The organism is Escherichia sp. AM3 (genome assembly GCF_032029835.1).
Lineage (GTDB): Bacteria > Pseudomonadota > Gammaproteobacteria > Enterobacterales > Enterobacteriaceae > Escherichia > Escherichia coli.
The window spans coordinates 12,763-26,030 of record NZ_JAVUPQ010000009.1; the positions used below are offsets into that span (position 1 = coordinate 12,763).

The 13,268-nt window shown below is 50.6% G+C and carries 10 protein-coding genes; 3 read left to right on the top strand and 7 right to left on the bottom strand.

Annotated features, from left to right (window positions below):
• Positions 1 to 136: 136 nt before the first annotated feature.
• From ppiD to bolA, 7 genes are all read right to left on the bottom strand, one after another.
• Positions 137 to 2,008, bottom strand: a complete 1,872-nt coding sequence (gene ppiD, locus RTW80_RS06155; protein ID WP_000969414.1) for a peptidylprolyl isomerase — start codon at positions 2,006 to 2,008, stop codon at positions 137 to 139.
• A gap of 191 nt (positions 2,009 to 2,199) precedes the next feature.
• A complete protein-coding gene (gene hupB, locus RTW80_RS06160) occupies positions 2,200 to 2,490 on the bottom strand; it encodes a nucleoid-associated protein HU-beta (RefSeq protein WP_254892905.1) in 291 nt (96 codons plus the stop codon).
• A 190-nt stretch (positions 2,491 to 2,680) separates the two neighbouring features.
• Positions 2,681 to 5,035, bottom strand: a complete 2,355-nt coding sequence (lon, locus tag RTW80_RS06165; protein WP_001295325.1) for an endopeptidase La — start codon at positions 5,033 to 5,035, stop codon at positions 2,681 to 2,683.
• Positions 5,036 to 5,222: 187 nt separating this feature from the next.
• Positions 5,223 to 6,497, bottom strand: a complete 1,275-nt coding sequence (gene clpX / locus RTW80_RS06170) for an ATP-dependent protease ATP-binding subunit ClpX (protein ID WP_000130305.1) — start codon at positions 6,495 to 6,497, stop codon at positions 5,223 to 5,225.
• Between the two features lie 125 nt (positions 6,498 to 6,622).
• Positions 6,623 to 7,246 (bottom strand): ATP-dependent Clp endopeptidase proteolytic subunit ClpP, encoded by a 624-nt coding sequence (clpP, locus tag RTW80_RS06175; protein ID WP_000122253.1) that lies wholly within the window; start codon positions 7,244 to 7,246, stop codon positions 6,623 to 6,625.
• A 245-nt stretch (positions 7,247 to 7,491) separates the two neighbouring features.
• Complete coding sequence (tig, locus tag RTW80_RS06180) at positions 7,492 to 8,790, bottom strand: trigger factor (RefSeq protein WP_001198386.1); 1,299 nt, start codon at positions 8,788 to 8,790, stop codon at positions 7,492 to 7,494.
• Between the two features lie 343 nt (positions 8,791 to 9,133).
• A complete protein-coding gene (gene bolA, locus RTW80_RS06185) occupies positions 9,134 to 9,451 on the bottom strand; it encodes a transcriptional regulator BolA (RefSeq protein ID WP_000973448.1) in 318 nt (105 codons plus the stop codon).
• Positions 9,452 to 9,755: 304 nt separating this feature from the next.
• Between bolA and RTW80_RS06190 the strand changes: the two genes are divergently transcribed.
• The 3 genes from RTW80_RS06190 (at position 9,756) to cyoA (ending at position 13,260) form a co-directional block, all read left to right on the top strand.
• Positions 9,756 to 10,334, top strand: a complete 579-nt coding sequence (locus RTW80_RS06190; protein WP_001295326.1) for a lipoprotein — start codon at positions 9,756 to 9,758, stop codon at positions 10,332 to 10,334.
• A gap of 43 nt (positions 10,335 to 10,377) precedes the next feature.
• Complete coding sequence (gene ampG, locus RTW80_RS06195; protein WP_063119218.1) at positions 10,378 to 11,853, top strand: muropeptide MFS transporter AmpG; 1,476 nt, start codon at positions 10,378 to 10,380, stop codon at positions 11,851 to 11,853.
• 459 nt (positions 11,854 to 12,312) lie between these two features.
• Positions 12,313 to 13,260 carry a cytochrome o ubiquinol oxidase subunit II gene (gene cyoA, locus RTW80_RS06200; RefSeq protein ID WP_001239441.1) on the top strand — a complete coding sequence of 316 codons (948 nt, stop codon included), beginning with the start codon at positions 12,313 to 12,315 and terminating at the stop codon, positions 13,258 to 13,260.
• Positions 13,261 to 13,268: the final 8 nt, after the last annotated feature.

A 13,268-nucleotide genomic window follows, 5' to 3' on the forward strand; every position in this document is an offset into this window, starting at 1 on the left:
GTTTGTTAACAGTGGAATCACCTTAACGGCAGTGAAAACAGTAAACAAATGGCAATGTTCAGAAATGGAAAAGGCCGCGAAAGCGACCTTTTCTTGTTACAGCTGCAACGCATTTTTTTGCGAGGCGGCTTCAGGATTATTGCTGTTCCAGCGCATCGCCAATTTTGATTTTCGCCTCTTTACGCAGGTTACTCATCAGAGCTTCAAAGACGATTTGTGCGTTGTTCTGGGTGATACCCTGCACCATCGCTTTTTTCTGATCTTCCGGCATTGAACCTTGTTTCACTTCATCCAGCGCCAGCAGAACCACATTACCTTGCATATCGGTCGCCATACCGTAGCTCGGTTTGTCTTTCGCTGGCAGTGGCAGTGCAAACGCCGCCTGGCTAATCGGGTCACGACCGGAACGGCTTAAGGTTTTCGGCTCGCCAAATTTCAGACCGGCAGCCTGCATAGCTTCCGCACCTTTGCCGGCTTTCAAATCAACCAGCAGTTTCTCAGCATCCACTTTCGCCTGTTGTTCAGCTTTGTTGTGCTGAACCAGTGCCTTAACTTGTTCCTGAACATCTGCCAACGGTTTCACCGCTTCCGGTTTGTGCTCGCTGATGCGCAGCACGAATGCGCGGTCGCCGTCTACGGTGATGATGTCAGAGTTGATGCCCGGCGCGCCGTTTTCACCTACCAGACCGCCGTTAAAGATAGCGTCGGCAACCGGCTTGAAGTTCAACTCTTCCGGCAGGTTATCTTTGCTGAACCAACCCGTCTGAGTGGCTTTAACGCCGGCAGCTTGCTCTGCACCGGCCAGAGACTCGGTGTCGTTGCTTGCCGCATCGCTCACTTTCTGCTGCAGCGCGTAGTATGCATCGAGGGCTTTTTCGTGTTTCACTTTCGCCGCAATGTCGTCACGTACTTCGTCTAACGATTTCACTTTCGCTGGCTGAATGTCGTCCAGACGTACAATCAGGAAACCGACCGAAGATTTGATGACACCAGACAGTTGGCCTTTTTCTTTCAGACCAGCATTTTTCAGTTCGTCCGGGATAGTGGCATCTTCTAACCAACCCATATCGCCGCCGTTACGAGCAGAGATAATATCGGCAGATTTTTCTTTGGCTAATGCAGCAAAATCACCGCCTTTATTCAGCTCATCAAGTACCGCTTTCGCTTCATCTTCAGTTTTGGTCTGGATGATGCTGTAGCGGGTACGCTGCGGCTGGGTGAATTGATCCTGATGCTGGTCGTAGTAGCTCTGGATATCCGCATCGCTAACCGGTTGCTGCATCGTTGCGGCATCCAGCTTGATGTAACTCACGCGGAATTGTTCCGGCGTCATGAAATTGTTTTTGTTTTGTTCGTAGTAGCTGGCAATCTCCTGTTCGGTCACAGGCTGCTTCGCCGCCAGCGCGTTAACATCGATAGTCGCCTCACGCACCACGCGTTGTTGCGCGACCAGTGCCGCCAGCTCGTCGGTTTCACCTTTCAGCATAAAATCGGTACCGGCAACGCCGTTAATCAGCTGTTGGGTAGTGAGCTGGTTACGCAGCGCCTGGGCGTACTGATCGGCGGTCATCCCCATCTGGTTGAGGATACCGTTATAGCGGCTGTTATCAAATTTGCCGTCAACCTGGAAGGCTGGGGTCGCGAAAATCGCCTGTTTAACCTGCTCATCGCTGATACCCAGTTTCAGCTCACGTGCGTACTGATCCAGCAGCGCCTCGTCGATCAGACGATTCAGCACCTGTTGACGCAGGGTTTTCATATAGCCTTCGTTCGCTGCCAGCTCGGAGTATTGATCGCCCAGCTGTTGCTGCATGCGATTACGCTCGCTGTTGAAGGCGTTCTCGAATTGCCCACGGCTGATTTTCTGGTCATTCACTTTTGCGGCGTAGTTATTGCCTCCGCCAATCAGGTAACCACTCACGCCGGTCAATATGAACGACACGATAATGATACCGAAAATAATCTTGAGCACGAGACTGTTTGCAGCCGTGCGTAAGCTGTCCATCATGGTGTAACAACACTCCGCTGTAGATGACTGTGTACCTCACGCAACGTATCGATGCGCGCAAAGGCCTATTGTGACAAGAAACGGGGGCAATTGTCAGCCCACAAGACGCAGAAAGTCACCGAATACAAATAAAAAAGGCACATCAGTAGATGCGCCCTTGAACTTCGTCACATCCCCACTGGGGACAACGCTTAGTTTACCGCGTCTTTCAGTGCTTTACCTGCACGGAAGCTCGGTACTTTAGCAGCAGCGATGGTGATCTCTTTACCGGTCTGCGGGTTGCGGCCAGTACGGGCAGCACGCTCTTTAACGGCAAAAGTACCAAAACCTACCAGTGCTACATCATCCCCTTCTTTCAGAGATTCAGTTACGGAAGCAATAATAGCATCTAACGCACGGCCAGCCGCAGCTTTAGAGATATCAGCCCCTGCAGCAATCTTGTCGATCAATTGAGATTTATTCACTCTTCTCTTCCTCTTTATAATTTATATCGCACTTGAATCCTTCAAGGTACGAACGCGCAGCAGTTATATCAGGCCAGCCATCCCCTTACAACACCCCTTAATAAGGGCAAGCCCGATCCGCCATCTAACTTAGCGAGACAAAAAAAGGCTGGCAAGCCCGAATTAGCCTGCCAGCCCTGTTTTTATTAGTGCATTTTGCGCGAGGTCACTATTTTGCAGTCACAACCTGCATGCCAGACGGTTCATTTTGCAGCGCCAGAGTCAGAACTTCCTCAATGCGCTTCACAGGATGAATGTCCAGATCGGCAATTACGTTGTCAGGAATCTCTTCCAGATCGCGTTTATTTTCGAACGGAATTAACACTGTTTTAATCCCGCCGCGATGCGCTGCCAGGAGTTTTTCTTTCAAACCACCGATCGGCAGTACCTGACCACGCAGAGTGATCTCACCGGTCATTGCCACATCGGCACGAACCGGGTTACCGGTCAGGCAAGAAACCAGCGCGGTGCACATAGCAATACCGGCACTCGGACCATCTTTCGGCGTCGCACCTTCCGGTACGTGGACGTGGATGTCGCGTTTTTCGTAAAAATCAGGGTTGATCCCCAGTTTTTCCGCACGCGCACGAACCACCGTTAACGCCGCCTGAATGGACTCCTGCATCACTTCGCCGAGCGAACCGGTATAGGTCAGTTTGCCTTTACCCGGAACACATGCGGTTTCAATGGTCAGCAAGTCACCGCCCACTTCCGTCCACGCCAGACCGGTTACCTGACCGACACGGTTTTCGTTATCCGCGCGACCATAGTCGAAACGCTGAACACCGAGATAGTCATGCAGGTTATCGCCGTTAATTTCGATATGTTTTAATGACTTATCGAGCAGTAACTGCTTAACCGCTTTGCGACACAGTTTGGAGATTTCACGCTCCAGACCACGCACGCCCGCCTCACGGGTGTAGTAACGAATAATGCCGATAATGGCGCTATCGTCGACGGTCAGCTCACCTTTTTTCAGTGCATTACGTTCAATCTGCTTCGGCAGCAGGTGACGTTTGGCGATGTTCAGTTTTTCATCTTCGGTATAACCGGAGAGGCGAATCACTTCCATACGATCCAGCAGCGGTGCCGGAATGTTCATGGAGTTCGACGTCGCGACAAACATCACGTCGCTGAGATCGTAATCCACTTCCAGGTAGTGGTCGCTGAACGCTACGTTCTGCTCTGGATCCAGCACTTCAAGCAGTGCAGAGGCCGGATCGCCACGCATGTCAGAAGACATTTTGTCGATCTCATCGAGCAGGAACAGCGGGTTTTTCACGCCCACTTTCGCCATTTTCTGGATCAGTTTACCCGGCATAGAACCGATGTAAGTACGGCGGTGACCACGGATTTCCGCTTCATCACGCACGCCGCCCAGCGCCATACGGACATATTTACGCCCGGTGGCTTTGGCAATGGACTGACCAAGAGAGGTTTTACCTACCCCCGGCGGCCCTACCAGGCAGAGGATCGGTCCCTTGATTTTGTTGACACGGCTTTGAACCGCAAGATACTCAAGGATTCGATCTTTCACGCGCTCCAGACCATAATGGTCGGTATCAAGGATTTCCTGCGCCTGACGCAGGTCTTTTTTGACCTTGCTACGCGCATTCCACGGCACCTGTACCATCCAGTCGATATAACCACGCACTACGGTCGCTTCTGCCGACATCGGAGACATCATTTTCAGCTTCTGCAACTCTGCTTCCGCTTTCTCTTTTGCTTCTTTCGGCATCTTCGCCGCGTCGATTTTGCGCTTCAGGGCTTCGTTTTCGTCCGGCGCGTCGTCCATTTCACCGAGTTCTTTCTGAATAGCTTTCATTTGCTCGTTCAGATAGTACTCACGCTGGGATTTCTCCATCTGCTTTTTAACGCGGTTGCGAATGCGTTTCTCAACCTGCAGCAGATCGATTTCCGATTCCATCATTGCCATCAGATATTCCAGACGTTCGTTAACGTCGGACATCTCCAGAACGGACTGTTTGTCAGCCAGTTTCAGCGGCATATGTGCAGCAATGGTATCCGCCAGACGCGCCGGATCGTCGATGCTATTCAACGACGTCAGCACTTCTGGTGGGATTTTTTTGTTCAGCTTGATGTAGCCTTCGAACTGGCTGATTGCAGTACGCACCAGCACTTCCTGTTCTCGCTCATCAATGGTCGGCGACTCCAGATACTCCGCCTTCGCAGAAAAGTGTTCGCCATTGTCAGAGAGCGCAGAAATACGCGCGCGCTGTAACCCCTCGACCAGCACTTTGACGGTGCCGTCAGGCAGCTTCAGCATCTGCAATATAGAGGCCACGGTCCCGACGGTGAAAAGATCGTTTACACCCGGCTCATCCGTTGAAGCTTCTTTCTGCGCGACCAGCATAATTTTTTTATCATGGTCCATCGCCGCTTCCAGACAACGGATAGATTTTTCCCGCCCGACAAATAAGGGGATGACCATGTGCGGATAAACCACCACATCGCGCAGCGGCAATACGGGGATTTCAATGCGTTCAGAACGCTCAGGATTCATAGAGCTCTCTCTTAGTTTAATTTCCGCCAGGTAATCAGATGACACGACTGTGCTTCACGCCATCTATTAACATGTACGTCAGTATATGGGGATGTTTCCCCCACATTCAACGCCGAGAATAGAGGAAAAATTAAAGGGGAGATAAAATCCCCCCTTTTTGGTTAACTAATTGTATGGGAATGGTTAATTATTCACCAGATGCCTGTTGCGCTTCCGGCTTGCCATAAATCAGCAACGGTTTGCTTTGACCATCAATTACCGACTCGTCGATAACCACTTTTTCGACGTCTTCCATGGACGGCAGATCGTACATGGTATCGAGCAGTGCGGCTTCTACGATGGAACGCAGGCCACGGGCACCGGTTTTACGCGCCATCGCTTTCTTAGCGATAGCATCCAGCGCCTCGTCACGGAATTCCAGATCCACGCCTTCCAGATTAAACAGCGCCTGATACTGCTTGGTCAGGGCGTTTTTCGGCTCTTTGAGGATCTGAATCAGAGCTTCTTCGCTCAGTTCATTCAACGTTGCGACAACCGGCAGACGACCAATGAACTCAGGGATCAGACCAAACTTGATCAGATCTTCCGGTTCAACCTGCGCCAGCAGCTCGCCTTCGCTTGCTTTGTCGGACTTCGCTTTTACCGTCGCGCCAAAACCAATGCCGGAGCCGGTTTCTACACGATGGGAAATCACTTTATCCAGACCGGCAAACGCACCGCCACAAATAAACAGGATCTTAGAGGTATCAACCTGCAAGAATTCCTGCTGCGGATGTTTACGCCCACCTTGCGGTGGAACAGCAGCTACCGTACCTTCGATCAGTTTCAACAGTGCCTGCTGTACGCCTTCACCGGAAACGTCTCGGGTAATGGACGGGTTGTCTGACTTACGAGAAATCTTGTCGATTTCATCGATGTAGACAATACCACGCTGTGCTTTCTGGACATCGTAGTCGCATTTCTGCAACAGCTTCTGAATGATGTTTTCAACGTCTTCACCCACATAACCGGCTTCGGTCAGTGTAGTCGCGTCGGCCATGGTGAACGGAACATCCAGCAGGCGCGCCAGCGTTTCAGCCAGCAGCGTTTTACCGGAACCGGTCGGACCGATCAGCAGAATGTTACTTTTGCCCAACTCGACGCCATTGCTGGTATCGCCGTTGCGCAGACGTTTGTAATGGTTGTATACCGCGACCGCCAGCACTTTTTTCGCCTGTTCCTGGCCGATAACGTAATCGTCCAGGTGGTTGCGAATTTCATGCGGCGTCGGTAGCGCACTGCGTTCACGATGCGGTGCAACTTCTTTAATCTCTTCGCGAATGATGTCGTTACATAAATCAACACATTCGTCGCAGATATACACGGATGGACCGGCAATCAGCTTGCGCACTTCATGCTGGCTTTTGCCGCAAAAAGAGCAATACAGCAATTTGCCTGAGCCATCTTTGCGTTTATCTGTCATGGGTCAAAACCTCTTCTTTGTTCTTTGTGCCGCACACGACGACGCAAATGCCATTCTCAGGCGCAAGCCGCTTACAGCGTTGTGCCGCCCTGGATAAGTATAGCGGCACAGTTGCGCCTCTGGCATCAATTACGATGGGTCAGAATCGAATCGACCAGACCGTATTCCACCGCTTCAGGGGCGGAAAGGAAGCGATCGCGCTCGGTATCACGTTCAATCTGTTCTAATGATTGACCCGTATGAAGCGCCATAAGTTCATTCATGCGCCCTTTAACTTTCAGAATTTCACGGGCATGAATTTCGATATCGGTCGCCTGGCCCTGGTAGCCGCCCAACGGTTGGTGAATCATCACGCGCGAATTCGGCAGGCAAAAACGTTTACCTTTTGCCCCTGCGGTCAGCAAGAAAGCGCCCATCGAGGCCGCCTGGCCCATACAGATGGTGCTGACATCAGGCTTGATAAACTGCATGGTGTCATAGATAGACATCCCGGCAGTGATCACCCCGCCTGGGGAGTTAATGTACAGATAGATATCTTTTTCTGGGTTTTCCGCTTCCAGGAACAGCATCTGCGCCACAATCAGGTTAGCCATGTGGTCTTCAACCTGGCCAGTCAGAAAAATGACGCGTTCCTTAAGTAGACGAGAATAGATATCAAAAGAGCGCTCACCGCGTGAGGTCTGTTCAATGACCATCGGCACCAGCGCCATATGGGGTGCAAAGTTATCTCGTTCGCCGCTGTATGACATTTCCGTCTCCTGGATAAAATTGAAAAAACCTGCTGTACCGATTGTAACCTTATGGACGGATTATCAGCTAGTCCCTGTGTTATGGGTACGGCATCACCATATTTCAAGCATAACAATCTTTTGTTGTTACGCTAACACCGAAAGAGGCTTTTCGCACGGTTCCATGCAAAATTCATGACAAAAAAAAGCCCACCACCTGGCGGTGACGGGCCTTTGTGCGAATTTAGCGCGTTATGCTGCGTAAATTACGCCTGCTGGTTCATCAGCTCGTTGAAAGTGGTTTCTTTTTCAGTCACTTTCGCTTTCGCCAGTACAGCTTCAACAGCCTGTTCTTCCAGAGCAACATTGCGCATGTTGTCCATCAGTTCTTTGTTTTTGCTGTAGAACTCGATAACTTCTTTCGGATCTTCGTACGCAGAAGCCATCTCTTCGATCAGGCCTTTCACGCGCTCTTCGTCAGCTTTCAGCTCGTTGGTGCGGATAACTTCGCCCAGCAGCAGGCCAACAACTACGCGGCGTTTAGCCTGTTCTTCGAACAGTTCGCGCGGCAGTTCCAGAGCTTGTTTTTCGTTGCCACCGAAACGCTGTGCAGCCTGGCGACGCAGAACGTCGATTTCGCTGTCGATCAGCGCAGCCGGTACGTCGATGTCGTTAGCTTTTACCAGACCTTCGATCGCCTGAGACTTAACGCGGTTACGGATGGCGCTCTTCAGCTCGCGCTCCATGTTTTTACGCACTTCAGCGCGCAGACCTTCTACGGAACCATCTTCAACGCCGAAACGTTTGATGAATTCTGCAGTCAGTTCCGGCAGTTCACGCTCTTCAACTTTCTTCAGGTTGATAGCGAATTTCGCTGCTTTACCTTTCAGGTTTTCTGCGTGGTATTCTTCCGGGAAGGTCACGTCGATGGTGAACTCTTCGCCAGCTTTGTGGCCTTTGATACCGTCTTCAAAGCCCGGGATCATACGACCCTGGCCCATCGCCAGTACGAAATCAGACGCTTTACCGCCTTCGAACTCTTCGCCGTCTACAGAACCGGTGAAGTCGATGGTTACGCGGTCTTCTGCTTCAACAGCGCCGTCTTTTTCTTTCCAGGTCGCCTGCTGTTTACGCAGAGTATCCAGCATGCCGTCAACGTCAGCGTCGGTCACTTCAACGATCGGTTTTTCAACTTCGATCGCTTCCAGACCCTGCAGTTCAACTTCCGGATAAACTTCAAACTCTACAGAGTAAGTGAAGTCTTCACCCAGCTTGTATTCGCCCGGAACATAAGTCGGTGCGCCAGCCGGATTGATTTTTTCTTTAATGATGGCGTCAATGAAGTTACGGCTCATCAGGTCACCCAGAACGTCCTGGCGTACAGACGCGCCATAACGCTGAGCAACGATATTCATTGGCACTTTGCCTTTGCGGAAGCCGTCAATACGTACTTTTTTCGCAACGTTGACCAGCTCGCTTTTAACAGCGGTCTCGATGCTGTCAGCAGCGATAGTAATCGTTACACGGCGGCCAAGGCCTTGAGTGGTTTCAACTGAAACTTGCATCTTGTTACCTCAAAAAATCACAGTGCTCGGTCAACTCTTACCCCGCAAGCACAGGTTGTTGGCTTCGCGGAACCGGGATGTTCTTATAATCAATCACATTCCCTGTTACCAGAATCATCCCGAAAGCATTCAAATAGGACGCGGCATTATAGCGGCATCACTTTTATGAGTCGAGAACGGTTATTGCGCGCTGTCGCGTATTTTTTCACAATTCCCGGGCAATTTTCGTCTGAATGCTGGGCAAAAAGCGCAAAATCCAGACAAAACAAAACGGCCCGCAGGCCGTTTTTCATAAAATCTTTAGCAACATACTGGAAAAGCGCCGACAGTTGCAAATGCGTTTTTACGCGATGCTTCCTGCTCCACGACAGGGAGGAGAGGCAAAGACGGTGTCCTGCAACCCTTCCCACTCCTTAATAGTGTAAGTATGCAGAGCCAGCGCATGAACGGTAGTAGAGAGTTCCTCCGCTAAAGTACTGTAAATCATTCGATGACGATTCAGAAAACGTTCACCCGTAAAACGATCGCTGACCAGCACAACTTTAAAATGGCTTTCAGAGCCGGCTGGGACATTGTGACGATAGCTTTCATCCACTACTTCGAGGAATACGGGTTGGAACGCCGCCCTTAATTTTTCTTCTATCCGCTCACGTATCATCATGAAATATCTCCTCCGACAACGCTGAGATGTCATCCATCCCTTTAAATACTAGCCGCTTTTACCGTTTCCATTGCAGCTTAACAACAAATATTTAGGTTTCGTCCTGGTTTTTCCGTCAAGCGTATGAAGTTTACTGATTTAAAGATTGAAACACAGGCCTCGCATCAGTGTTTCTTTTACCAGGGGCGATTATTTCGTCAACATGATGAATTTACATGCCTTACCCACTTCCCCTCGCCGTTGGCAATGTTATGATGGCGGGAATTTTTACCAAACACGCTTAAGAGTCTCTGAGAGCCCGAACATGTTCAAAAAAATCCTCTTCCCGTTAGTTGCTCTGTTTATGCTTGCAGGATGCGCAAAACCGCCAACAACTATTGAAGTTTCCCCGACGATTACACTGCCACAGCAGGATCCAAGCCTGATGGGCGTCACCGTAAGCATTAATGGTGCCGATCAGCGTACCGATCAGGCGCTGGCAAAAGTCACCCGCGATAATCAAATCGTTACCCTGACCGCCTCCCGCGATCTGCGTTTCCTGCTGCAAGAAGTGCTGGAAAAACAGATGACCGCGCGTGGTTACATGGTTGGTCCGAATGGCCCGGTTAATCTGCAAATCATCGTTAGCCAACTGTATGCTGACGTGTCCCAGGGCAACGTGCGCTACAACATCGCGACCAAAGCGGATATCGCCATCATCGCTACCGCGCAGAATGGCAACAAAATGACCAAAAACTATCGTGCCAGCTACAACGTTGAAGGTGCGTTCCAGGCCTCCAACAAAAATATCGCCGATGCGGTTAACAGTGTGCTGACCGATACCATCGCTGATATGTCTCAGGACACCAGCATCCACGAATTCATCAAGCAGAACGCGCGTTAATTTCTGCCCTCTGGCCCGGTGCAAGCCGGGCCTGTAGACGCCCATGTCCAGTCAATATTTACGTATTTTTCAACAGCCGCGTTCAGCCATATTGCTGATCCTGGGTTTTGCTTCCGGGCTACCGCTCGCCCTGACATCCGGTACCTTACAGGCCTGGATGACGGTCGAGAATATTGATCTCAAAACCATTGGTTTCTTCTCTCTGGTAGGCCAGGCTTACGTTTTTAAATTCCTCTGGTCACCGCTGATGGACCGCTACACGCCCCCATTTTTTGGGCGGCGGCGCGGTTGGCTGCTCGCCACGCAAATCCTGTTATTAGTCGCCATTGCGGCGATGGGTTTTCTCGAACCAGGCACCCAACTCCGCTGGATGGCGACGCTGGCGGTGGTGATCGCTTTTTGCTCGGCCTCTCAGGATATTGTCTTCGATGCGTGGAAAACCGATGTGCTCCCGGCAGAAGAACGTGGTGCGGGCGCGGCAATCAGCGTGCTGGGTTACCGTTTAGGGATGCTGGTTTCCGGCGGCTTAGCCCTGTGGCTGGCAGATAAATGGCTGGGCTGGCAGGGCATGTACTGGTTGATGGCGGCGCTGTTGATCCCTTGTATTATCGCGACGTTGCTTGCACCAGAACCGACCGACACCATTCCTGTGCCAAAAACGCTGGAACAAGCGGTTGTTGCACCTCTGCGAGATTTCTTTGGTCGCAATAATGCCTGGCTTATTTTGCTTCTTATCGTGCTGTATAAGCTGGGCGACGCATTCGCCATGAGCCTGACAACCACGTTTTTGATTCGCGGCGTCGGGTTTGATGCGGGTGAAGTAGGCGTGGTTAACAAAACGCTTGGCTTACTGGCGACCATTGTGGGCGCATTGTACGGTGGGATTTTGATGCAGCGCCTGTCGCTGTTCCGGGCGCTGCTGATTTTCGGCATTTTACAAGGTGCGTCTAACGCTGGTTACTGGCTGCTGTCGATTACTGATAAGCATCTCTACAGCATGGGCGCAGCCGTCTTTTTCGAAAACCTCTGTGGCGGGATGGGCACATCAGCCTTTGTCGCGCTGTTAATGACGCTGTGTAATAAGTCATTTTCCGCAACTCAATTTGCCCTGCTCTCAGCGCTTTCCGCTGTAGGACGAGTTTATGTCGGCCCCGTGGCGGGTTGGTTTGTTGAAGCACACGGCTGGTCGACATTCTATCTATTCTCCGTCGCCGCTGCCGTACCGGGGCTTATTTTGCTGCTGGTTTGCCGCCAGACGCTTGAATATACACGAGTAAATGACAACTTTATCTCCCGTACCGAATATCCGGCAGGTTATGCCTTTGCCATGTGGACACTGGCGGCGGGCGTCAGCCTGTTGGCCGTGTGGTTACTGCTGTTGACGATGGACGCGCTGGATTTGACGCACTTCTCTTTCCTGCCTGCTCTGCTGGAAGTCGGGGTTTTAGTCGCCCTTTCTGGCGTCGTGCTTGGTGGTTTGCTGGATTATCTGGCGCTACGAAAAACGCATCTGACGTAATCTGTAAATATTATTTAGCTGTAGTAATCACTCGCCGTAATTATTACGGCTAAATAAACATCAGTATCGCTTAATAATATTTGTTCTTTTGTGCGGCTTAGCGTTTGGAAATTATTGACGCAATTTATGAATTCTATTTTTTCTTACACGATTCAGCTAATGAGTCTTTATTTTCCCCCACCCAATTGTCACCATAATGATAATTATTTGTTAAACAATTGTTTTATTCCAGATTGGTTATACCAATTGCCCATCCAAACTCCTTCTGCACTCCCCTTTCGTTATAACGCCCTTTTGCAACAGCTTCTTAAAATCAACTTGATATGTTTTGCAACATATGTGACCTGACAGCCAAATCCAAGTAACAGGAATTTAATCATGTTTACAGTAATGTAACCTTCCCGTAAAATGCCCACACACTTTAAACGCCACCAGATCCCGTGGAATTGAGGTCGTTAAATGAGACTCAGGAAATACAATAAAAGTTTGGGATGGTTGTCATTATTTGCAGGCACTGTATTGCTCAGTGGCTGTAATTCTGCGCTGTTAGATCCCAAAGGACAGATTGGTCTGGAGCAACGTTCACTGATACTGACGGCATTTGGCCTGATGTTGATTGTCGTTATTCCCGCAATCTTGATGGCTGTTGGTTTCGCCTGGAAGTATCGTGCGAGCAATAAAGATGCTAAGTACAGCCCGAACTGGTCACACTCCAATAAAGTGGAAGCTGTGGTCTGGACGGTACCTATCTTAATCATCATCTTCCTTGCGGTACTGACCTGGAAAACCACTCACGCTCTTGAGCCTAGCAAGCCGCTGGCACACGACGAGAAGCCCATTACCATCGAAGTGGTTTCCATGGACTGGAAATGGTTCTTCATCTACCCGGAACAGGGCATTGCTACCGTGAATGAAATCGCTTTCCCGGCGAACACTCCGGTGTACTTCAAAGTGACCTCCAACTCCGTGATGAACTCCTTCTTCATTCCGCGTCTGGGTAGCCAGATTTATGCCATGGCCGGTATGCAGACTCGCCTGCATCTGATCGCCAACGAACCCGGTACTTATGACGGTATCTCCGCCAGCTACAGCGGGCCGGGCTTCTCAGGCATGAAGTTCAAAGCTATTGCAACACCGGATCGCGCCGAATTCGACCAATGGGTCGCAAAAGCGAAACAGTCGCCGAACACCATGTCTGACATGGCTGCGTTCGAAAAACTGGCCGCGCCTAGCGAATACAACCAGGTGGAATATTTCTCCAACGTGAAACCAGACTTGTTTGCCGATGTGATTAACAAGTTTATGGCTCACGGTAAGAGCATGGACATGACCCAGCCAGAAGGTGAGCACAGTGCACACGAAGGTATGGAAGGCATGGACATGAGCCACGCGGAATCCGCCCATTAAAGGGGTTG